A 23,428-nucleotide genomic window follows, 5' to 3' on the forward strand; every position below is an offset into this window, starting at 1 on the left:
ACAACTAGTCAATCCCCCACTAAGCATATTAACCCGGTTTAATGGATTTAATCTGTCACATAAATTGATTCGTATCATTAAAAAGAGAACTAACGGCTTGTTTACTCCTTTATAGGCATGTTGATGTGATATTGAAAGTTTATGATGGGAACTTACCTTTCTTTATATATGGTGTTTGTTATGTCTTTACGTTGTGGTGTAACCAATTTAAGCCCTGAAACATTAGAACAATTAGATACTCTCAAATTGGAAGTGCTAGCCGATAAAATCATTACTGAGCATCATGAATACATTCGTGAAACTGGCCCAGAATTAGTGCGTTTAGGTGAAAAATTATTGGCAGCACACGGGGACGATTCAGAAACAATCCAAACCTTAGTACCCTTAATTAATTCGCTTATTGACGACTTAACACCTCACCTATTTAAGGAAGAGAAGATTCTTTTTCCTGCCATTTGCGGTTTAGCCACTGGAGAGCAGACTCAAAGCTGTTTTGGACACATTGGTAATCCCATCCGCATGATGCTGCACGAACACAATGAAGCCGATGAAATTGTCTTAGCCATTCAAAAAGTAACTCATAATTTCACAGCGCCAAAAGAGGCATGTAAAACCTGGCAAACTTGCTATCAATTACTGTCTGAATTTTGCCAAGATTTAATCAATCATATTCATGTTGAAGATACCATTTTATTTCCTAAATCAATCGCATTAGCCGACCAGTAAATTAAAGCCTAAGCCCTTACTTTGAGGGCTTAAGTCGCTACCCACACGCCTTAAATACCGGATTAAACACTGTAATTTTTGATGGTAGATATCAACAACGCCTTCTATTCATACCTAGTTACAATCAAAAAGATGCCGATTGAAACTCAAAGCAGCATCACCTGTCTTCCTAGTCGCTAGATCGCATCATTCACAAAGGCATGGTTTGAAAATACTGCATCATCTTCGTACTGCTAACTCAACTCGCTGGGCACTGATTCTTGTGCTGTGGGTGGTTTTGGTGTGTCTGATGAAAAATATGAATGTGTTATCGGCGGCTTGCTCGGTGTCGGCTTCTCAGCCTAGTAGCGGTGTTTTACAAAGTAATACCACTCAAGACCTCACTTCATTAAGCGACAATAACGTTGACAATAAAGCTCAAATTTATAACCAAAGTGAATGCCACTTATCAGAAAAGCTGCTGCAATTTCATTCTCATCAACTCGATAATGTGGTGATTAGTAGCCTACTGCCGAGCTTAATGATTGCGGTTTTTCTTTGGTTTAGCCTTACCTGTCATCGAATATTGCATAAACCTCCCGTCCCCAAACGGCGACGTCATTTAGAGTTTTGCACTTTCCAAGAATGAAACAACTGGCACTCGTCAGGCATGAACTTATCTATCGCTAATAAGCCGATAGTATTTTGTTATTTTCATTTTTAGGAATACCAATGCAATTTTTTACTGTATTCACACATGTTAAGCCCAAGCTTGCTAATTTTAGCGTTTGGCTATTAGGGCTATGCGCATTATTCAGTACTCACTTAATGGCCGCTCCGCTAACGACTGGCTGGATAAGCGATCCTAATCACCCTCCGGTTGAGGATAATGCTGATGAATAAACTCGGCAATAAATGGCATCAATACACATTCACCAAACGTGGTGGGCGCACTAATACGCAATCGGCCCGCAAGCAAGCTGTCCTAGTTCATGAAGTTCGAATATTAAGAACTACCCCATATCAAATGGATTTTTTGGTGTAGAGTCATGAAGTAGCTCAGAGGCGATGGCTTTTATCTCACCCTGAACGTATGCCCAATACTCTGGGTTATCTAAGGTTCTCTCTTTAATTTTCTTAGGGATAAAACGACTCATTTCCATATTAAAGTCATTGCGTACTTCCTCTTCCGACATTAACTTGGTTAACGCAGTAGACAGCGCCTGTTGAAAATCATCGATTTGCTTATGTCGGGCGTTGAGTTTCTTCTCAACCAATATCTTGGATAAATCAATCCCGCGCTGCTTAATCCAAACAATATCCCAGATATCACGAGGCTTGATACGCCTTGATCGATACGCTAACGCAATAAGCTTATCGGCCAGTGTTTCTTGCAGTGATTGAACAGGAACCAAGATGCCTTCAGTCGGCACAACAATGTCGTAATGATTTATCAAGGGACGCTTTTCGATATCGAATGAGGGGATAGCACAGACGTCAATGTGCATTTTTTGTCTTGGTAAATCAGGACGATTAGGTTCTTTTTCGATACTAATCTTCCATGAAACGGTATCCCCTTGCTGCTCGCCAGAGGGCTTGTTTACCCAAACTTCAGTTTCATATTTATTTTGAATATAAGTCTGTATCTCGGACTCCAACCCCTCAAACTCGGATGGTTTGAAGTCATGCCCACCGTTGAAATCAAGATCTTCTGACAACCTACTGCTGTTGTAACACATGCGTAATGATGTTCCACCAATAAAGGTTAATCGCTGCATAACGCCTTGCTTGATCAGCACGTCCATAATGTCATGATGCAAGATCTCTTTTTCTATCACGGGAGTGACTGCTGCATAGTCAGGGTTTGACTGTACAATTTGGCGAATTTGTTGCTTCAGCATACTTTATCTCCTCTACGCCCCCTTCATACTTAGCTCTCTAGCATATGTAGATTGCGGCGGCAGTGCTTTAGATCTGCAATTGCTTGCTCTTTGAATGCGCGATACAGTTTGATGTCGGGGTCATAATACAAATTAGGGGCGATTTGTTCGACTGACCTTTTAGTATGGGTTAATTCGATCACACCATAAGGCGTATCAAAACAACCACTTCGACCTTTAGTCACCACAGTGATCCTGCCCATCAGAATTTGTGAAATATCACCGGTATGACTGAGCTGGCTTTCTAAGCTGATGTAATTCAATACCCCACTACGTAACTTTTTGATGATTTTATAAATAGCCGTCTCAGGCTCAGGGGGGGTAATCATACTTTCATAGAACCCTTTCACCACCCGTCTTAACAAGCCCTTCTTTACGCTATTTGCTAGGAGTTTTCTAAAAGCAGGATCACAGGGCACACCCAACATAAAAGCAAGTTCCGTTGCACTGTGAATGCCTCCACCTGCGCGAACCGCTTTCGCGAATATGTTTAGTAGTTCATCGGATTTTGCCATAGGTCCACACTAAGTTGCCAATTAAATCACTTAGTGTAGACCTGGCATTAGACTTGTGCAAGGTACTGGTTTACAGATTATTACCTCATTGGTAATAATCTGTAGACCTAAAGGCGGGTATACATCCTTTTTACTGTGAACATACGGATCAAATAGAGACGTTCTTTCAGCACTATAAACAAACATCCTATTCACACCTAGTTACAATCAAAAAGATGCCGATTTGAACTCAAGCCATCATCATCTGTCTTTACTGTCGTCTGATAAATAGCATTACTCCAAAGGTCAGGTTTGAAAACACTGCATCATCTTCGTACTTCTAACTCAACTCGCTGGGCACTAATTCTTGTGCTGTGGGTGGTTGTGGTGTGTCTGATGAAAAATATGAATGTGTTATCGGCGGCTTGCTCGGTGTCGGCTTCTCAGCCTAGTAGCGGTGTTTTACAAAGTAATACCACTCAAGACCTCACTTCATTAAGCGGCAATAACGTTGAGAATAAATCTCAAATTTATAACCAAAGTGAATGCCATTTATCGGAAAAGCTACTGCAATTTCATTTTCATCAACTCGATAATGTGGTGATTAGTAGCCTACTCCCTAGTTTAATAATTGCGGTTTTTCTTTGGTTTAGCCTTACCTCTCATCGAATATTTCATAAACCTCTCGTCCCCAAACGGCGACGTCATTTAGAGTTTTGCACTTTCCAAGAATGAAACAACTGGCACTCGTCAGGCATAAATTTATCTATCACTAATAAGCCGATAGTATTTTGTTATTTTCATTTTTAGGAATATCAATGCAATTTTTTACTGTATTCACACATGTTAAGCCCAAGCTTGCTAATTTTAGCGTTTGGCTATTAGGGCTATGCGCACTATTTAGTACTCACTTAATGGCCGCTCCGCTAACGACTGGCTGGATAAGCGATCCTAACCACCCTCCTGTTGAGGTGAAATTTGTTCTCACTGGGCAAGTTGATCCGAGTAACCATACGGTTATCGGCTTTATTGAAGTCAAGCTGGCTGATGATTGGAAAACCTATTGGCGCTCACCCGGTGAAGGTGGCATTGCGCCAGAGCTTAATTGGCAGCGATCTTCTAATATCGAAAACATCGATTGGAAATGGCCTCATCCTCATCGTTTTAAAGTACTCGGAATTGAGACATTAGGCTATAAACACGATGTGGTTTTCCCATTATCGATTCAAGTTGAGGATATTAACAAACCCGTTCATCTTGATGCAGACTTAAGTTTATCTTCTTGCTCAACCGTATGCGTAATTACCGACTATCCATTAAATTTAGAGTTTACTCCATCTGAATTACAAACAGATTCAACTGCAATGCGAACCTACGCTCAGGCCATCAGCTTGGTGCCTCAAGGTTCATCCATGGTTAAACAAGCACAGGCGAAATGGGATAAAGCACGCAACCGACTGGAAGTATCACTATCTAGCGTTCAAAGCTGGGATCAACCGGATATTTTTATTGATGGTCAATCCGACTCGGTGAGTGACGCTAGCTTTTCCAATCCCACCATCACAATAAAAGGTAACCAACTTACGGCTTGGTTTGATGTTTCCAGTTGGTTAGGAAACCCTGATCTTGATGAGCAATCAATACAAGTCACCATTGTCGATAAACAGTTCTTGGCGGAAACAAAAGTCGATTTGGTAAATGCGCCGGTACTAGAGGCCAGTTCTTCGTCTTTATTGATCATGTTTGCTTTTGCCTTACTCGGCGGACTTATTCTTAATATTATGCCTTGCGTGCTCCCCGTACTTGGAATGAAGTTGGCTTCTGTTCTTGGAGCAGAGAACAAGGTTAAATCACAGATACGAATGCAATTTTTAGCCTCTGCTGCGGGGATCATTACCTCATTTTGGCTTATTGCTGCCGCATTATTGATATTGAAATGGTCTGGGCAATCTATTGGCTGGGGCATTCAGTTTCAAAGTGGAATATTTGTTGGGTTGATGGTAATGATCACTGCCCTTTTTGGTGCCAATATGTTGGGATTATTTGAAGTTCGTTTACCTTCATCAATCAATACATGGCTTGCCAGTAAAGGCAAAAACAATCATTCCGGCCACTTTGTTCAAGGCATGTTTGCCACCTTATTAGCCACACCATGTTCTGCGCCTTTTCTGGGAACAGCGGTGGCATTCGCCTTAGGTTCATCATTTCTCACTTTGGTTCTGATCTTTACCGGATTAGGACTGGGTATGGCGCTACCATGGATTTTAGTTGCTTTACGTCCATCCTTAGCATTAAAACTGCCAAAGCCTGGTCAATGGATGAATAAGCTAAAAATCATTTTCGGATTAATGATGCTCGCCACCACAATCTGGTTAATGACGCTGTTGTCATCTCACTTAGAAACTTGGATTGTATGGTTAATCAGCATTCTTGCTCTAATCGGATTCATTTGGCGCAGCCTACAAGTCTTTGGCGCAAAATCCGTCACTATTATCGCTTGCATTGGTTTGCTAGCATCATCGGCTTTATTGTTGGTGGGTAGTCTGACTGCCGATAGTTGGAAAACAACCCTACCACCTGACCTGAGTTGGGAAGAATTATCGACGACCGAAATCACCCAGCAAGTAAGTGCTGGTAAAACCGTATTCGTCGATGTCACTGCCGATTGGTGCATTACCTGCAAGGCCAATAAAATCGGCGTGCTTTTACAACAACCGGTTTATGGCGCACTTCAAGCCGATAATATCGTACGTATGAAAGGGGATTGGACAGTACCGAACTCAAAAGTGAGCCAGTTCTTGCAATCTTATAACCGGTTTGGCGTGCCATTTAATATTGTTTACGGCCCTCAAGCTCCACAAGGCATTCCTCTGCCGGTGATTTACTCAAGTCATGACGTAATCCAAGCAATTGAACAGGCATCTGGAAGATCCTTATGACGCTCCAATCATTCAAGTCAAAACTGTTTGGGCTTCTCAAGTATCTTGCGCTGCTAGTGGTTATCTCAGTGGCAATAGACATGTGGCGCAGTCAATCGGTTCCGACTCAATCCAGCTTCAACCTAAAAGCGGAAGATATCAATCAACAATGGGTAGATATTGAGGCGCTTAGCCAAGAGCAACCTGTCGTGGTTTATTTCTGGGCTAGTTGGTGCTCGGTATGCCAGTTTGTTACGCCGAGTGTTAACTGGGTGAGCGATTATTATCCAACGGTAGGAATTTCACTCTCTTCAGGTGAATCTCATAAACTACAACGCTATTTTGAATATAAACAACTGGGCTTTGCCAACATCAACGATCCACGCAGTCAACTTGGGCAGCAATGGGGAGTGAATGTTACTCCAACAATTTTTATTGTCCGAAAAGGTGAAATCAAGCACATCACCACAGGCTTTACTTCGCCAATCGGCTTACTCGTTCGTCTATGGATGAGCTAACGCCAATATATCTTCATAACAAATTATTTAGGACATACGATGAAAACAATATTAAAGCAACGCACTTTCGCTTGGATTAGCCTACTAATGATGAGCTTATCGATAAATGCAGCACAAGCTGCCACTTTACCGCAAGCAACCGAGCAGAAAATTAATGAAATCGATCAAATGCTACGTGATCATCCACAAGTTATTGATAATTTACATCAAAGCTTGCAACTCTACATTCAACAGGCAAGTCAATTTGAAACAGTGATACAACAAAATGAGAACTATCTTTACCATAATCCAAACCATCCTTCCTATGGTGACAAAGATCCGGCTCTCACTATCGTGTTCTTCACCGATTACAGCTGCCCTTGGTGTAAAAAGCTAGATCCTGTATTACATGAGCTTGTGGAAAAATATCCTCAACTCAAAGTGGTCGATATTTTAATCCCATTAAAAGAAATGAATAGCGAGGTAAACTCAGCCACCTTTGCACTCAATATTTGGCAAAATAAACCCGAGGCTTTTACTCAAACGAGTCAATTATTGATCAAAAAACCAGGCAGTCATGATGCTCGTTCGTTGCTCCAAGTGGCGAAAAAAACCGATACCGTCGCGTTATTAGACGAACAAGACGATATTCAGAAACAAGTGAATAAAAACTATCAGTTATTTGCTCAATTAGGTTTACAAGGCACACCGGCTTTATTAATCGATGGTGAAATCATTCCCGGTTATTTGCCGATTGAAAAGTTAGAACCTATCATTAAGGCCAAATTAGAAAAGTAAGCTGATACATGGATAAAGGCAGAGCGTCACTGTCTTTATCCATTCAATAGTTTGGTCGTATCACGACTGTGCAAGAATACTGTCCTTCCCCAAGCTATCTTTTAAAGCTTGATTGAATACTTTGATTTTCTGCTGCAAATATTTTCGATGGCTATACACCACGTGGATCGGATACTCACCAAAATCATAATCGGTTAATATCGTTTGCAGCTCGCCTCGTTGAATAAAAGGATCAACAGCGAAATCAGGGCTGATGGTAAAGGCCACACCATGCGAAGCCAAGCGTGCAGACGCTAATGCATTGTTGACCGATAAAATAGGCTTAGTGGTAAATGAAAACTCCTTCCCCTCCTTACTGCAACGTCTTAATCCTGTACGTTTAGTATTACTGTCATAAATCGCGGGTAATTGAGCCAAAGCGTGGGGATGGTCAGGATCGCCATATTGCTTAATAAAATCAGGCGCAGCACAGGCTTTTAAGATCATCTTACCCACCGGCATGGCAATCAAATCTGAATCAGGTAATGTTCCAATTCGAATCGCAAGATCAAAACCTTCCGACACTAAATCCACAAATTGATCGTTGAGCACCACATCAATTTTCAGGTCAGGATAATGCTGAATAAACTCGGCAATAAATGGCATCAATACACATTCACCAAACGTGGTGGGCGCACTAATACGCAATCGGCCTGCAAGCAATTGTTGATCGTTTTTTAGCCCGACTTCTACGGTCGAAATATCATCTAAAATACGCTTAGCATGTTCGTAATAGGCTTTGCCAGCATCGGTCAGTTGTAGCCCTCGAGTAGAACGATGGATCAATCTTACTTGTAATAACGATTCTAATTGATTGATATGCGTACTCATTAAAGCTTTGGTTTTTCTCAATTGATGCGCCGCAGCGGTATAAGAACCCTTTTCAGTGACATGCACGAAGCTGTTCATTAAATTTAGTTTATCCACATTACCGCCTTATTTCTTTCATCAGCTTTCATCTAAAAACACCAATCGTAAAGCCCTTAGACCCATGAGTAATCTACTTAACAACGCCATTATTGTAAAATAATATTGAACAATGTGTTTATTAACAGCCTTATTGTTTAATAAATACAACTCATGCACACTCTCTTTCATGGTAACGATATTTATTCGTTTCGGATATTTATCCATCAATTCAGCATTACTTATAAAAAGTACATAAAAGGAGACATCATGAAAATAGCCCCTGCTTTATTTGTCGGTCATGGTTCACCTATGTTTGCGCTAGAAACCGAAACAACATTAGATAACGGACAAGTTTCCGCAAGCCACATCTTGCAGCAATATCGACATCATTTTGATGACGTCAAAGCGATTGTGGTGGTATCGGCCCATTGGCTAACGCGAGGCGTAACGGAAGTAACCTCATCTAAGCAACCCGAAACTATTCATGATTTTGGTGGTTTTCCTGATGAACTGTACCAATTACGCTATCCGGTGCTAGGCGATGCTAACTTGGCGGCAATGATCGTGAATCAATTAACACAAGCAGGGATCACGACACAATTAAATGCTGAACGTGGGCTTGATCATGGCGTGTGGGTCCCGCTGATACATCTTGTACCAAAGGCCAATATTTCCGTGGTACAGGTGTCGATCGATTTTACGGCAAGTCCACAAGCCTTATGGCAATTAGGTCAGCAATTGTCTTTTTTGAGGCAGCAAGGTATTGCATTGATTGGCTCCGGTTCGCTAACGCATAATTTACGTCACTTGCACGCCGATCATTCTCGTGTGGCTCAATATGCATTAACGTTTCAGCAATGGATCAGGAAAGGTATTCAAGAGCGCAATGTTGATGCTTTGATACAAGCGGAATCACTTGCGCCACATTTTAAAGAAGCACACCCAAGTTCAGACCATTTTCTGCCGCTACTGTTTGCACTCGGTGCTAGCCAAGACAATGATCAACTTGAAGTCTTAGACGGTGGAATGTATTACGGCGCCTTATCAATGGAATCGTATTTATGGCAAACCACTCAAAATTAACGTTTACTATTTTAATAATAGCGATGGAACTAAACCTTTCTGTCGTTGCTCCAACTCACAACTAATTACTTGATAAGGATATATTTATGTCAACTTTACAACGCGTATTAACCTCGCATTCAAGCTACGCTCCTCTTATTTTACGTGTTCCAACGGGTTTAATCTTAATGGCGCACGGTAGCCAAAAACTATTTGGCTTCTTTGGCGGTGGCGGCCTTGCAGGAACAGGCCAATTTATGGCCTCTCTTGGTTTAAACCCGGGTGAATTGATGGCCTTTTTAGCCGGTAGCGGTGAATTTTTTGGCGGTTTATTCTTACTGATTGGTTTATTGACTCGCCCAGCCGCAGCAGTTGTCGCCTTTACTATGCTAGTCGCTATTTTCTCAGTGCATATCAGCCACGGTTTATTCTTATCCAATGGCGGCTATGAATATGGTTTGGCATTATTCGCTATTGCGGCGTCACTGATGTTCTCTGGTGGCGGTAAAGTAGCCTTGGATAACTTGGCTCTGAAAAAATTGTCTTAATTGCAAAGTTGTCTTAATTGTAAGCAAGATACATTGCCGCTCTGTGATGCTAAGTCACAAAGCGGCAAACTAACCTTTACATCTTCAGCATGAATCGCTCGCCTGCATGCAATATCCCACAGTGGCAGTTTTTTCACAGTGGCGACCTTTCACAATACCAATTTTCAACAATGACAGCCTAGCCATTTAGATGGCTAAATTTGACATTTCAACGTCAGAGCATTACTCTTGCCGACCTTTTATGACTCGGCCACCTTTATGTCTACTCGTCCAACGGCGCCATCTCTTCAATCTCAGCCATCCAATGGATTAGCTTTATTGCCTCTTGTGATATTTCTAGCACTCTTTATTGGTGTTGGAGCTTATCTTACTTACCAAGGTGTCGATTTCGCTTTTTATCAATTGCCAGCACCGATCGCGACTCTGCCAGCCATTGTCGTGGCAATAATATTGAGTAAAGAAAAGCTGAATAAAGCCATTGAACAATTTTTACATGGCGTGGGACATCCTGACATTATTGCCATGTGCATGATTTATTTACTTGCAGGTGCGTTTGCGGCCGTCGCCAAAGCATCCGGTGGCGTGGATGCAACGGTAAATTTAGGTTTATCACTGCTGCCAACTAGTATGATCTTACCTGGTATTTTCTTAATCTCAGCCTTCATTGCCACTGCGATGGGCACCTCAATGGGAACTATTGCAGCAGTTGCACCTGTTGCGCTAGGGATCGCTCAATCGGCAGGAATGAGCGTGCCATTAACCGCCGGTGTCGTATTAAGTGGCGCTATGTTTGGTGATAATTTATCTATTATTTCAGATACCACCATCGCGGCAACTCGCTCACAAGGTTGTGAGATGAAAGACAAATTCCGCGAAAATATTCGCATTGCTCTTCCAGCAGCCATCATCACTTTGATCATTTTTGCCTTTAGCAGCACCGCGACACAAACCCCAACTACTGATTCTATAGAGTGGCTGAAAATTGCGCCTTATTTGGCTATTTTGATATTAGCTGTCTCTGGCGTGAATGTGTTTGTAGTACTTGGACTGGGTATTGTCATGGCGGGTAGTGTGAGTTTATATTCACTCAATGACTATTCACTCACGCACCTGAGTAAAGATATTTACGCAGGCTTTGGCAATATGCAGGAAATCTTTTTATTATCGATGTTGATTGGTGGGTTAAGCGAACTCATGCGCCAACAAGGTGGTTTAACGTTTTTAACTCAGTTAGTCAGCAAAGTGATAAGCCGATTTGGCAGTCAACATTCCTCACAAGCCAATTCACGCGCCAGTGAAGTCGGCATTGCCGGTTTAGTGTCATTAACCAATATTTGTACTGCCAATAACACCGTAGCGATCATTGTATCGGGCAGCGTCGCACGCCAACTTGCAGAAGAAAATAATGTCTCCGCCAAACGTTCAGCAAGTTTGTTGGATATCTTTTCTTGCGTCATGCAAGGCTTATTACCTTATGGCGCACAAGTGTTATTGCTCGGATCAGTGTTTGGTTTATCACCGTTGCAAATTGTCGCCAACTCTTACTATTGCATGTTATTAGCCATCACCGCGTTAGTGTCTATTTTTATTAAGCATCAAGGGCGTAAACATCAAGAACGTAATCAAGCGGCGCTATAATTGATTTAAAATACTAATTTAACTACAAACATTACTTTAACTAAACTGCATTAATGAGTGCTTGCACATCGGATGAACAAGCACTCCAGCCCGAATAAATTTTATTTCTTTTGGTATTTAGCTTCCGCGTCAAGTAAGCCTTTTTTACATTCAATGCCACCAGCATAACCGGTTAATTTACCGTTCTTACCAATCACACGGTGGCATGGCACGATAATCGAAATTGGATTTTTACCATTCGCAAGCCCCACCGCTCGCACGGCTTTAGGATTATCAATCGCATTAGCAAGATCTTGATAACTCCACGTTTCACCATAAGGAATGGTGGTTAATGCTTGCCACACTTTTTGTTGAAACTCGGTTCCCACCGCCGCTAATGGCAAATCAAAACTCGATAACTCACCATTAAAGTATTTCTTTAACTGAGATAACGCACGAGCAAGCACTAACTTACCATGCTCACTGACTTGTTCACTCAAGCGCTCACTTTCAATATATTCGCCTAAATCTGTTGGCTTAGTGGTGTAGGTAGCAAACCACACACCTAGTAAACCTTTTTCACAAGCTTGAATCGTCACCTCACCAAATGGGCTTGGCATGGTGGTATAACATGATTCTATTGCGGTATTTTTCTGAATGTTTGCCATCACTATGATCCTATTCTATAAATTCCAAAGATGAAAAGTGGCGTAACTTCCCCAAGGCGATGCTGTTTCCGAGGTTAACTGCGGAAAATTTACTAATGCCTTTTTTACCACCAAATCTTTATCCAATAAACGATCCGGTTGAGATAAACCTCGAAGCTGAGCGTAACTGATTGTCCATGGTCCAATACCTTTTAACGACAACCATTCAGAAGGTTCAACTTGGGATTGAGCTACCATAAATTCAGCAAAACGATGCAGGGTATCTTTGCGACTTTGTGGCATACGCAGAAAACTCAGATCCGCTTGTGCTATTTGATGCGGTTCAGGAAAATAGCAGCTACCTTTCTCGCATAAGGTGTGGACTAAAAGATTCAATTGACCAATGGCTGCCGTCACAGAAACTTGCTGACCTAAAATAGCTCGAACGCCTGCCTCCCAAGCATTCCACGTTCCAGGAATGCGAACCCCTTTTTGATGAACGAGCTCTGGCGCAACCTTGTCTAAATGCTGCTCAATCACATCGGTATCAGCGTCCAAATCTAGCATGCGCCGCACTTGATTGACTAATGCACGCAGTTGAGAAATGTCTTCTAACTCAAATTCCATCACCAAAGCATGCTCGGATTTTTTACTTATGCGAAACCAAGCAAAAGCATCATTAATTTTCACCTGTCGTTCATAATGCATATTGGTCACAGTTTCAACGCCAGCAATCGCTCGACGTGCATAAAACGCCAGCATAAATGGCCAATCAATCTGTCCTTTAAAAGGAAGTTCAATACTCTTTTTTACGCCTGAATGATGAGACTGACGACGAATTTTTGAAGGCGATAAAGAGAGATATTGTTGAAAGGCATCATTAAAGCGCCTCACACTATTAAAACCAGAAGCGAAAGCAATATCGGTCATGCTCATCGAACTAGAGTGCAATAATTGTTTAGCAAACATTAATTGCTGCAGTTGAGCGTAGCGTTTTGGTGAGATTCCAAGGTAGCGCTGAAACAATTGACGAAGATAACGATCACTGACGCCGACTCTTTCCGCTAAAGAGGTTAACGATGAATGTTGTAATTCACCATTATCAATCAGTTTTAAAGCACGAATAAAGGTCGTTTCTACCCCTTTCCACGCCCATGATTCTGGTGCACTGTCTGGACGGCAACGTAAACACGGGCGAAACCCAGATTCCAGTGCTTGGGCTTTATTTGCAAAATATTGTACATTTTCTTCTTTCGGTAACACCGCTGGGCAAATTGGTCGACAAAAAATACCCGTCGTTTTCACCGCAATAAAAAATTGCCCATCAAACCGTTGATCACGCGATAACCGAGCTTGTTGGCATTGTTCTATCGTCAAGGACGAATAATCAAAGGTTGAATTGTTAGGCATCATGATTTTCTCATCCATTTCTATTCACACAGTATATAAGCCAAACCCATTTTCACTAGCCATTTTCGGAACTGAACACTCTTCTATACTTAACCAATCCTGAAAACTGTGTTTGCAGGATTGGTTTATATATTGCGAGTTTTTTTGATCTTCATAGCAACCAGATAAGATATGATTAACTTCGATAAAGAATAATTCAGTATCAGTGATTCCAAGGAAAATATTTATGGCGATAAAAAAATACACTCATGCAGCCGGCGGTTGGGGTGCATTAGTTAGCACAGGAAAGCATCTTCTCAAAAGTGAGAATGTCGCCAAAAATATCCGTAATCTGATGCGCACCAATCAAGATAAAGGTTTTGACTGCCCAGGTTGTGCTTGGGGTGAAGATGGTGAAAAAGGCTTTTTTCATTTCTGTGAGAACGGAGCGAAAGCCGTCAATTGGGAAGGAACAAGCCGCCGAGTTGGTGGAGCTTTCTTCGCTGAGAATTCCGTTAATTCGCTGCGTAAGCAAAGTGATTATTACCTTGAATATCAAGGCCGTCTAAACCAACCCGTTAGCTATAATGCCGACTCTGATCATTATGAAGCCATCAGTTGGGATCATGCATTCGCCCTGATTGCAAAGCATTTAAAACAATTAGAATCACCAAACCAAGCCGAATTTTACACCTCAGGCCGAGCCAGTAATGAAGCCGCTTTTTTATATCAATTATTTGCACGATCCGTGGGTACCAATAACTTCCCCGATTGTTCAAACATGTGCCATGAAGCAACCAGTGTGGCCTTATCCCAATCTATTGGTATTGGTAAAGGCACCACCCGCATGGATGACTTTGCCAAAGCGGATGCTATTTTCTTATTTGGACAAAACCCTGCCACCAACCACCCAAGAATGATGGATACCTTATACAAAGCATCACGTCGAGGCGCTTCCATTGTGTCTTTTAACAATTTAAAAGAACGTGGATTAGAACGCTTTACCAATCCTCAAAACAAAATTGAGATGATAACCAATGGATCAACGCCAATTAGCGGCCATTACTTTACCCCCAAATTAGGCGGGGATATGGCGGCAGTGCGAGGAATGGTAAAAGCTTTGTATGAATTTGATAAAAAAGAACTATCCCAAGGTCGAGCATCTATTTTCGATCACGCTTATATTGAAAAACACACCAATGGTATGCACACCTATTTGGATCAAGTCGATGCCACTAGTTGGGTTGAAATCATTGAACAATCAGGCCTAACTCAACAACAATTAGAAACCGCAGCAGACACTTATCGTAAAGCCGAGCGGGTGATCATTACTTGGGCAATGGGGATCACGCAGCACAAACACTCGGTCAATACCATTCAAGAAATGGTTAACCTGCAATTATTGTTTGGTCAAATTGGTAAAGAAGGGGCTGGTGTCTGCCCTGTTCGCGGTCACAGTAATGTACAAGGCGATCGCACCGTTGGCATTAACGAAAAACCATCCGCGTCTTTTATCGCAAAATTAGAAGAAGCTGTCGGATTTAAAGCGCCAACCAAGCCGGGTCATAATGTCGTAGAGTCGATAAAATCGATGCTGACAGGTGAAAGTAAAGTATTCATTGGACTGGGTGGTAACTTCGTATCCGCCACACCAGACACCCGGCTCACACAGCAAGCATTAGAAAGCTGTAATTTAACCGTTAACATCGCCACTAAATTAAATCGAACCCACTTGTCACCAGGTAAAGATTCATTGATCCTGCCATGTCTAGGTCGTACCGATGTTGACTGGCAAAAAGGCGGGCAACAATGCGTCACCGTAGAAGACTCTTTTAGCATGGTGCATGCATCTTACGGTGCAGTAAAGCATGATGAGCAAAGTAATGATCAAGGTGAAATGCGATCTGAACCAGCCATCATCGCAGGCATGGCTCAAACAACGCTAGGATCTTCTCCGGTTGATTGGTTATCACTAATTGAAGATTACGATCGCATTCGATCATTAATTGAAAAGGTGATCCCTGGATTTGAAGGCGTCAACGATAAGATCAAGCAACCGGGCGGTTTCTACTTAGGTAACTCCGCACGAGATAATAACTGGCAAACCAAAAGCGGCAAAGCCCAGTTTAATGCCCATTCACTGCCGACTCACTTACAACCCGCAGCATTACGAAAAATGAGTGATCAAGCCGTCTTTGTACTGCAAACCATGCGCTCTCACGATCAATATAATACCACCGTTTATGGGTTTGATGATCGCTATCGTGGCGTTTTTGGCGAACGTAAAGTGCTGTTTATGAATAAGAAAGACATTGAAGAAATAGGAATGAAAGCGGGCGATCGGGTCGATATACAATCGTTATACGCCGATGAATATCAACGTGAGATATATGGCTTTAAATTGGTAGAGTATGAAATTCCAGAAGGTAACATTGCTGCCTATTTCCCAGAAGCTAACCCGTTAGTGGCTTTACATGACAGTGGTGACCTCAGTGACACTCCAGTTTCTAAGGCAATAGTGGTCACGCTGAAACTCAGTGCAAAAACCAGCGAAGATATCAATGTCGTGTCTTATTAAAATAGGCGTAGCGTTGTGCAATACAAAGCTTAAGTTTTAGATATAAATAACCCCCAATGTTGGTTCTCCAACGATTGGGGGTCAGTTCGCAATCATGTTCTGCTTTTTTGTTCTCGGTTTTAACCCGCTTTTTTATCGAGCTTACTTACCTAATCACTGTAATACGTTCAGGATAAGTATAAGCATCCGCTCGGCCGGGGCGACAAAAACCGACCAAGGTTAAATTGGATTTCTGCGCCAACTCCACTGCCATACTGGTGGCTGCCGAAATGGCCAACAATATCTCAATACCCGCACTCACCACTTTTTGTACCATTTCAAAACTCGCTCGGCTGGTCACTAAAATGGCGCCGCCGCTCAATTTATTTCGAATAATATATCCAACCAACTTATCCAAAGCGATATGGCGACCAATGTCTTCACGTATTGCAATCATATTACCGTCGGCTGATATATAGGCCGCAGCATGAGTTGCTCCTGTCACTTGGTTCAGATTTTGTTGGGTATCAAGCTGCTGCAAAATGCCATCAATTTTTTGCCAAGGTAAAAAGGTTGTTTGAGACAAAGAAGCCAAAGGACGAACTACATGATCTAAACTTTCAGATCCACAAATACCACAGCCCGTTCGACCAGCCATACTTCTGCGTACTTTTCTTAGTCGCTCCATACAACGATTCGCAATCTCAATATGAAGTTCAATACCGTTATCAGAGGCCACCTGCACAATGTCATGAATATCTCGACCATGGTCAATGATGCCCTCAGATAAGGAAAAACCCACCGCTAAATCTTCCAAATGGCTAGCTGTACACATTAATACGGTATGAGAAATACCGTTATACACGAGCACTACCGCGGTTTCAGTGGCAAAGTTTTCATCCTCCAAGTTAGCGTCCGCATTGTGTCGAAAACGCATAACAGGAGCGGTGACAATGATCTTTTTTAGCGGTGATGGGAAAACAGATTTATTAGATTGTTGGGACATTCGAGCATCTAACCTAGTAATACACTTCATGAGTATAACGAAACTCGCATATTGATGCTGAAATAGCTCACTCAGGTAAATATTCATCTACCGCACGGTGCACCATATAGCAAGTGTTCCCACTACAACAAAACATTAATGGCCAAAGCGAGTCGCTTCAAATCGATTAAGTAATTTATGAATAATCAGGCAGATAAACAAAGTAATAACGATAGCAACGGCAATGCTGCTCATTCTATATAACGCACTAAAGAGCAAGTCACTGTTTGGACTCAAGTATTGACCAAATAAAATGCCTAAGGTTGTCATCGAGCCAAATCCTGCCCCTGAACCACTCGCTTCTTTAACATGCACTTGGCTAAACAGCAGTAAACCAATCCATAACAAAGGCACGACCAAAATCAACATATTCGACCAATTGTATAAAATGAATTGCACAATAATTCCATAACTGACCCCCAAGATCGTTCCAATCGCTCGTTTGCGGGCATAGGTCAACATGCCATTCCAGTGCATCGGAAACAGTAATAATAAACTGGTTGCTTGGGCTGACATTGAATCTTGTAAATCCAACACTTGAAATGCCAAATATGAAATGGTCGCCATGGTGGATCCTAATATCGCTTCATGCCTCATTCGATTGATATTTTTATCAACTTTCGGAGGTGGCTGACGCGGATCCACATCAGGCCAAATAAGGTGCATCAAATACGCGATCAAAATAGCCAATGCCGATGAATAGAAATTATCACCAATCAGCATGCTCAAATCGGTACTTGGAAAACTGGCGAAATGCAGCATGATACTTAGGTTTAATACGCCCGATGAGCCAAATAAAAACAAATGCCCTTTTGTCATCGCCACAAAGCGGTATAAAAATAATAAGTACACCACAGGCAACATCAAAAATGGTTTGTCACCGATTGTTCCTGACAACAATCCGACTTCTAATCCGCACATCACAGCCGAAGCCATAACTTGCAAAGCGACACCCTTACTCATTTTTGGGATCATACCCAACAACAGTACTGGCATTACGGTATAAAACACCCCATTTTGCCAGTCGAAGAATTTACAAATGGTAAATCCTAGCGCAGCTCCCGTTGCAATACGCAAACACTGGCGTACATCATTACGATTCAATGGGTGGTGACGTAATAACATCATCATTCATCTCCCACTTAATAAATGTAATGCAAGGCACTAATAAATTTGATTTGTAGATACGCCAATCCAGCTAAAATGCTGTTATCTGGCACCAATTGAGCACTGGCTCTCGCGCCTGCTGGTAGTGCAAAATCAACTGCTTTATCGAGAGTGAAATGGACACGCATTCTTTGAGCGTCTCGCACCCAACGAGTTGAAGACTGCGGCGTGGCCAATTCACCATTGGCATCAAACTGTCCAGCGCTAACACCTGCATCCAAACTTTGTACAGTGGCTTTAAATACTTGCCCAGGTTTACCATCAAAAGTGATGTAAGCTTTATCTCCAGAAACTGTATCCATGATATTTTTCTCACGAAAGTCGGCGATGATGTCCACATCTTGTGAAACTAACGCTAATGCTGGACTACCTGCGGATTTGAAGATGCCTTTTTCCAAGTGTAAGTTTGTAATTAACCCATCTTTTTCGGCTCTCACCTTAGTGTATACAAGATTCAGCTGCGCTTGTTGAAGGTGGTTTTGAGCTTGTCGAACTTGCAGATTGGACTCTCCACTTAATCCTCTGGTCACTTTCAATTTTTCCAATTGAGCCTGTACAGAAAGAAGATTCGCTCGTGCTGAAATAGCACTACTATCGGCTTGGTCTTTTTCTTGACGAGACACACCGTGATTAGCAAACAGGTTATCCATTCGTTTTGCTTCACGATTCTTCTGGGTAGAAACGCTTTGGCTTGCTCTCACTTCTGCTTGAGCGGCTTTAATGGAAGCATCAAGTTCATCATTATTCTGACGTGCTTGCTCTAAAGCCAGTTGAGCTTCATCGACAGCCAATTGAAAAGGAGCGGGATCAATTTCAAACAAAACATCACCTTTAGCTACGATCTGATTGTTATCAACATTCACTTTTTCAACCTTGCCACTAATACGCGGCGCAACCTTAGTGATCGCACGAGTTGCCATTGATTCAGTGGTTAACGGTAAGTTTAAATCAGCAAATAAAAAGTATAAAAACATTAAAGCAAATCCCGCCATCGCAATTCGGATTAGGCGAGAAAATTGTTCATCTGGGGTCATAATATTCTCTAAATAAAATAAGCGTATCGTCAGTCGTGATTGAGTGCGATACGTAAAGGGAAAGTTGAGGATTTAAGGGTGTAACTGCTCAAACGCATTGTGAGAAATGAGATCGATCATGCGTTCAAATTCTTGCAACTGTTGCTCGCTAATACCTAACAGCACTTTGTCTCTAACGTTAAAAATGCGGGTTTCCATCTGGGATAAAACATCCTTACCATTATCAGTCAGGCTGACAATTCGAGCTCGTTTATCATGAGGGCATGAAATACGAACCACTAATTGCTGTTGCTCCAATTGATTCAATGTTCGCATTAACGATGGCAATTCAATCTCAAGGCCATCCGCCAAGACTTTTTGGCTCACATTATCGCCAAGATTTCTTAACTTCCACAATGCGGTCCAGCGAGGATGCGTTAAACCTAAAGGCGCCAATTCAGCATCTGCTACCATTCTCCATAAACGAGTCAAGCGGCCTAAACGTTCTGCCAACGGTAAATGCTGTAACTTAGTGGTGTGGCATTCCATTGATTTATCTCTCTATTTTCACTCACCTGTATGTATTATAAAGGTGAATAAGCATTTATTAATCATCAGTACATACTTACTAAACAATCACCAACCAAATAGTTAGCAGGCTAAGCATAACAAGCGTCCATTATAAGTAATTAGCAGGCTAAGTAAATAGCCCTACACTTTTAACTCACAAATAAATACCCAAAAGAAACATTTACTAACTTTTATGCACAATTAGACATCATTTCATTGACATAAATCACAAAGTAACCCAACGTATATAAAGGTTATTATTGTTTTTATTGGATTAAATCTACTCAAAGGGAGTTCACATGAAATTTTTCTCCGTTATATTCATGCTGCTTGGTCTAGTGCTTGCCGCTGGCGGTGCATGGCTAATGACGCTCGGTGGCAACTGGTACTATCTATTTGCTGGTATTGGTTTTTTCGCAACTGGCCTTTGTATCTGGCAAACCAAACGTACAGTATCCCATTATATTTATACCGTTTTTCTACTGGTAACGACGGCTTGGGCATTCTCAGAAACAGGTTTTGATTGGTGGCCTCTATCAACTCGTATGGGCCTACCGCTATTACTCGCCATTCCACTATTAGTCACTTATAAACAAGCGAGTCGTGTATCAACCGTTTCTCTTCTGGTAGTTTGGGGGCTCAGCGCCATCGCTACTTTAGGGTCAATCTTCAATTTAACTCACGATATTGCCGGTAATTTACCGACAGAAGTTGTGAGTGCTACGCCAGATATGGGTGGAATTAAAGATGACGCTTGGACGAGTTACGGTCGTAGTAATTATGGTCAGCGCTACTCTCCTCTTGATCAAATCACGCCAAAAAATGTCGGACAATTAACACAAGCTTGGCAGATTGAAACAGGCGATCAAAAAGGCCCGAATGATATTGGTGAAACCACCTATCAAGCCACGCCAATCAAACTTGGCAACACGTTATATTTATGTACACCACATAACTGGTTAGTCGCGCTTAATGCCGATACGGGTGAAAAACGCTGGGTATTTGATGCGAAAGTGCCACCAGAAAGCCAACGCCAACACCAAACTTGTCGTGGCGTATCCTTCCTTCCAGCTCAAAGTGAAACTGCTGCTGAGCAAACTAAGCAAGATGCGGCTGAAGTAATCACAGCAAAAGCAAATGCGCATACAGAATCTTTGCCGAGCACCACTTGTGATGCACAGTTGTTTTTACCAACTTCGGATGCTCGCTTAATCGCACTCGATCCTAAAACCGGTGCACGATGCAGCAACTTTGCTAAAGATGGCGTATTAGATTTAATGCAAAATATGCCGTACAAACAAGCGGGCTATTACTACTCAACTTCACCTCCAATTGTGACTAATGGTGTTGTGGTCGTATCTGGTGCAGTTAACGATAACTACGATATCAACTCCCCTTCAGGTGTGATCCGTGCTTATGATGCCAAAACTGGTGAATTAAAATGGAACTGGGACTCTGCTAATCCTGATGACACATCTCCAATTGCTGATGGCAAAACCTATACGGTTAGCTCACCAAACAGTTGGTCTGTGGCCAGTGCGGATGCGAAGTTAGGTTTAATTTACTTCCCTATGGGTAACCGTACTCCCGATCAATTGGGTATGTACCGTAATAAAAACGAAGAAAAATATTCAAGTTCAGTGGTCGCGCTTGACGTCAAAACTGGTCAAGCGAAATGGGTACAACAATTTGTGCACCATGACTTATGGGATATGGATACTCCAGCGCAACCAAGTTTAGTTGATATCACGACTAAAGATGGCGTTCAACCTGGCCTTGTCGTTCCAACAAAACAAGGTGATGTTTACGTATTAAATCGTGCAACTGGCGAACCTCTTTTACCTATTACGGAAGAACCAGCACCCAAAGGTGCAATGAAAGGTGATTTCTCAGCTGAGACTCAACCAGTTTCTGCTTTAAGCTTCAACCCACCAAAATTGAAAGAAACGGATATGTGGGGCGGTACGCTTATTGATCAAATGATCTGTCGTATCCAATTCAAAAAACTGCGTTATGACGGTCGTTACACTCCACCATCAGAACAAGGAACAATTGTTTACCCAGGTAACTTTGGTGTCTTTAACTGGGGTGGCGTAGCGGTGGATCCTAAACGCCAAATCATGTTTGGTATGCCATTGAATTTAGCGTTTGTGTCAACTGTGATGCCAAAATCACCAAATGACAAACCAAATGCTGAATACAATAAAGGCGAACATGGTGTCAATGCCAACAATGGCGCACCTTACGCGGTGGAGCTTAAACCGTTCCTATCGCCAATCGGTGTTCCATGTCAGCAACCACCTTGGGGTTATGTTGCAGGTGCTAACCTAGCAACGGGTAAAATCGCATGGCAACATAAAAATGGTACGGTGGAAGATATGACACCATTACCACTTCCTTTCAAAATGGGTGTTCCGGGGATCGGTGGTCCAATAATGACGGGTGGCGGTGTTGCCTTCCTAGCGGCATCTGTTGATAACTATATCCGTGCTTATGATGTAACTAGCGGTGATGTGTTATGGAAATCACGCCTTCCTGCGGGTGGCCAAGCAACACCAATGACCTACCTAAACAGTAAAGGTGAACAAATGGTCGTGCTCGTTGCTGGTGGACATGGTTCTATTGGCACCAAAACTGGTGATTTTGTGATGGCTTATAAACTAGAAAAATAAGCGCTCATCATAAATAAGTAAAACGATGAAGTTAAAGATGGTAAGGATACGTTCCTGCCATCTTTTTGCATTAATACAGGATTCAAATAAAAAATCAGATGTGGTATTCTTCGCCACCCTTTTTATCCTTATACTTTTTAATCAATTTGTATTTTTCTTATTTGACTAAACTGATAAGACTTAACTCAACAAAAGTGAATCGTTCATGATCGGCAAAGGTACGCTTTATATCGTTTCCGCTCCAAGTGGTGCTGGTAAATCGAGCTTAATTTCAACCATGTTAGAGAAAAACCCTAACTACGCGATGAAAGTGTCTATTTCACATACCACACGCGATCAGCGTCCTGGTGAAGTGGATGGCGTCCACTATCATTTTGTTGAAAAAGAACACTTTGTTGAATTAATGGACAATGGGGTTTTTCTTGAACACGCAGAAGTTTTTGGTAATTACTATGGAACGTCTCGCGTGTGGATTGAAGATAATCTAAAAAAAGGCATTGATGTGTTTCTCGATATTGATTGGCAAGGCGCTCGTCAAATTCGCAAACAAATGCCGCACGCAAAAGGTATCTTCATTTTACCTCCATCTAATGGCGAACTAGAACGTCGTTTAAATACGCGTGGTCAAGATAGTGACGAAGTAATTGCAGGACGCATGAGCAAGGCAAAATCAGAAATTTCACACTACAACGAATACGACTATCTGATTATTAATGATGACTTTGATGCTGCATTAATGGACTTTAAAGCCATTATTCGCGCAGAGCGTCTAAAACAAGATAAACAAGCCACTAAATTTAATGGCATGTTAAACGCTTTACTATCTGAATAATAAAGGTTT

22 protein-coding genes are annotated in these 23,428 nt (G+C 42.0%); 13 read left to right on the forward strand and 9 right to left on the reverse strand.

The window, feature by feature from the left end:
- Positions 1-180 precede the first annotated feature (180 nt).
- From HC725_RS07115 to HC725_RS07125, 3 genes are all read left to right on the forward strand, one after another.
- Positions 181-726, forward strand: a complete 546-nt coding sequence (locus tag HC725_RS07115; protein ID WP_190331136.1) for a hemerythrin domain-containing protein — start codon at positions 181-183, stop codon at positions 724-726.
- 139 nt (positions 727-865) lie between these two features.
- Complete coding sequence (locus HC725_RS07120) at positions 866-1,354, forward strand: hypothetical protein (protein ID WP_190331137.1); 489 nt, start codon at positions 866-868, stop codon at positions 1,352-1,354.
- Between the two features lie 83 nt (positions 1,355-1,437).
- On the forward strand, positions 1,438-1,608 hold the full coding sequence (locus HC725_RS07125) for a hypothetical protein (protein ID WP_190331138.1): 171 nt from the start codon (positions 1,438-1,440) through the stop codon (positions 1,606-1,608).
- 110 nt (positions 1,609-1,718) lie between these two features.
- Here HC725_RS07125 and HC725_RS07130 read toward each other — a convergent pair whose 3' ends face one another.
- Complete coding sequence (locus HC725_RS07130) at positions 1,719-2,606, reverse strand: nucleotidyl transferase AbiEii/AbiGii toxin family protein (protein ID WP_190331139.1); 888 nt, start codon at positions 2,604-2,606, stop codon at positions 1,719-1,721.
- Between the two features lie 29 nt (positions 2,607-2,635).
- Positions 2,636-3,160, reverse strand: coding sequence for a type IV toxin-antitoxin system AbiEi family antitoxin (abiEi, locus tag HC725_RS07135; protein ID WP_190331140.1), 525 nt, complete (start codon positions 3,158-3,160; stop codon positions 2,636-2,638).
- Positions 3,161-3,451: 291 nt separating this feature from the next.
- Between abiEi and HC725_RS07140 the strand changes: the two genes are divergently transcribed.
- The 4 genes from HC725_RS07140 (at position 3,452) to HC725_RS07155 (ending at position 7,352) form a co-directional block, all read left to right on the forward strand.
- Entirely contained in the window at positions 3,452-3,874 is a 423-nt protein-coding gene (locus HC725_RS07140) for a hypothetical protein (RefSeq protein WP_190331141.1), read from the forward strand.
- Positions 3,875-3,957: 83 nt separating this feature from the next.
- Entirely contained in the window at positions 3,958-6,078 is a 2,121-nt protein-coding gene (locus tag HC725_RS07145; protein WP_190331142.1) for a protein-disulfide reductase DsbD family protein, read from the forward strand.
- Positions 6,075-6,575 carry a protein disulfide oxidoreductase gene (locus tag HC725_RS07150; protein WP_190331143.1) on the forward strand — a complete coding sequence of 167 codons (501 nt, stop codon included), beginning with the start codon at positions 6,075-6,077 and terminating at the stop codon, positions 6,573-6,575. The genes HC725_RS07145 and HC725_RS07150 overlap by 4 nt, the downstream gene beginning before the upstream one ends.
- A 39-nt stretch (positions 6,576-6,614) precedes the next feature.
- Entirely contained in the window at positions 6,615-7,352 is a 738-nt protein-coding gene (locus tag HC725_RS07155; protein WP_190331144.1) for a DsbA family protein, read from the forward strand.
- A 60-nt stretch (positions 7,353-7,412) separates the two neighbouring features.
- Here HC725_RS07155 and HC725_RS07160 read toward each other — a convergent pair whose 3' ends face one another.
- Positions 7,413-8,318: a LysR substrate-binding domain-containing protein gene (locus HC725_RS07160; protein WP_190331145.1), complete on the reverse strand. Its 906-nt coding sequence runs from the start codon at positions 8,316-8,318 to the stop codon at positions 7,413-7,415.
- Between the two features lie 249 nt (positions 8,319-8,567).
- On the opposite strand from HC725_RS07160, the gene HC725_RS07165 reads away from it, so the two are divergent.
- The 3 genes from HC725_RS07165 (at position 8,568) to HC725_RS07175 (ending at position 11,548) form a co-directional block, all read left to right on the forward strand.
- The gene (locus HC725_RS07165; RefSeq protein WP_190331146.1) at positions 8,568-9,383 is read left to right on the forward strand and encodes a DODA-type extradiol aromatic ring-opening family dioxygenase; all 816 of its coding nucleotides are present in this window, start codon (positions 8,568-8,570) and stop codon (positions 9,381-9,383) included.
- An 86-nt stretch (positions 9,384-9,469) separates the two neighbouring features.
- The gene (locus tag HC725_RS07170; RefSeq protein ID WP_190331147.1) at positions 9,470-9,910 is read left to right on the forward strand and encodes a DoxX family protein; all 441 of its coding nucleotides are present in this window, start codon (positions 9,470-9,472) and stop codon (positions 9,908-9,910) included.
- 258 nt (positions 9,911-10,168) lie between these two features.
- Positions 10,169-11,548: a Na+/H+ antiporter NhaC family protein gene (locus HC725_RS07175; protein ID WP_190331148.1), complete on the forward strand. Its 1,380-nt coding sequence runs from the start codon at positions 10,169-10,171 to the stop codon at positions 11,546-11,548.
- 101 nt (positions 11,549-11,649) lie between these two features.
- Here the strand turns inward: HC725_RS07175 and HC725_RS07180 are convergent, their stop codons facing one another.
- Positions 11,650-12,168: a methylated-DNA--[protein]-cysteine S-methyltransferase gene (locus tag HC725_RS07180; protein WP_342365932.1), complete on the reverse strand. Its 519-nt coding sequence runs from the start codon at positions 12,166-12,168 to the stop codon at positions 11,650-11,652.
- Between the two features lie 42 nt (positions 12,169-12,210).
- Positions 12,211-13,587 carry a DNA-3-methyladenine glycosylase 2 family protein gene (locus HC725_RS07185; protein WP_238928455.1) on the reverse strand — a complete coding sequence of 459 codons (1,377 nt, stop codon included), beginning with the start codon at positions 13,585-13,587 and terminating at the stop codon, positions 12,211-12,213.
- Positions 13,588-13,810: 223 nt separating this feature from the next.
- Between HC725_RS07185 and HC725_RS07190 the strand changes: the two genes are divergently transcribed.
- Entirely contained in the window at positions 13,811-16,141 is a 2,331-nt protein-coding gene (locus HC725_RS07190; RefSeq protein ID WP_190331149.1) for an FdhF/YdeP family oxidoreductase, read from the forward strand.
- Positions 16,142-16,286: 145 nt separating this feature from the next.
- Here the strand turns inward: HC725_RS07190 and fdhD are convergent, their stop codons facing one another.
- From fdhD to slyA, 4 genes are all read right to left on the reverse strand, one after another.
- Positions 16,287-17,126, reverse strand: coding sequence for a formate dehydrogenase accessory sulfurtransferase FdhD (gene fdhD / locus HC725_RS07195; protein WP_238928456.1), 840 nt, complete (start codon positions 17,124-17,126; stop codon positions 16,287-16,289).
- Between the two features lie 135 nt (positions 17,127-17,261).
- Complete coding sequence (locus HC725_RS07200; protein WP_190331253.1) at positions 17,262-18,290, reverse strand: DUF2955 domain-containing protein; 1,029 nt, start codon at positions 18,288-18,290, stop codon at positions 17,262-17,264.
- Positions 18,291-18,307: 17 nt separating this feature from the next.
- Complete coding sequence (locus HC725_RS07205; RefSeq protein WP_190331150.1) at positions 18,308-19,366, reverse strand: HlyD family secretion protein; 1,059 nt, start codon at positions 19,364-19,366, stop codon at positions 18,308-18,310.
- A 72-nt stretch (positions 19,367-19,438) separates the two neighbouring features.
- Complete coding sequence (gene slyA / locus HC725_RS07210; RefSeq protein ID WP_190331151.1) at positions 19,439-19,894, reverse strand: transcriptional regulator SlyA; 456 nt, start codon at positions 19,892-19,894, stop codon at positions 19,439-19,441.
- Positions 19,895-20,214: 320 nt separating this feature from the next.
- Between slyA and HC725_RS07215 the strand changes: the two genes are divergently transcribed.
- Both HC725_RS07215 and gmk read left to right on the forward strand, forming a co-directional pair.
- The gene (locus HC725_RS07215; protein WP_190331152.1) at positions 20,215-22,587 is read left to right on the forward strand and encodes a glucose/quinate/shikimate family membrane-bound PQQ-dependent dehydrogenase; all 2,373 of its coding nucleotides are present in this window, start codon (positions 20,215-20,217) and stop codon (positions 22,585-22,587) included.
- 208 nt (positions 22,588-22,795) lie between these two features.
- Entirely contained in the window at positions 22,796-23,419 is a 624-nt protein-coding gene (gene gmk / locus HC725_RS07220) for a guanylate kinase (protein WP_190331254.1), read from the forward strand.
- Positions 23,420-23,428 lie beyond the last annotated feature (9 nt).

Source organism: Vibrio sp. S17_S38, from assembly GCF_014694375.1.
GTDB lineage: Bacteria > Pseudomonadota > Gammaproteobacteria > Enterobacterales > Vibrionaceae > Vibrio.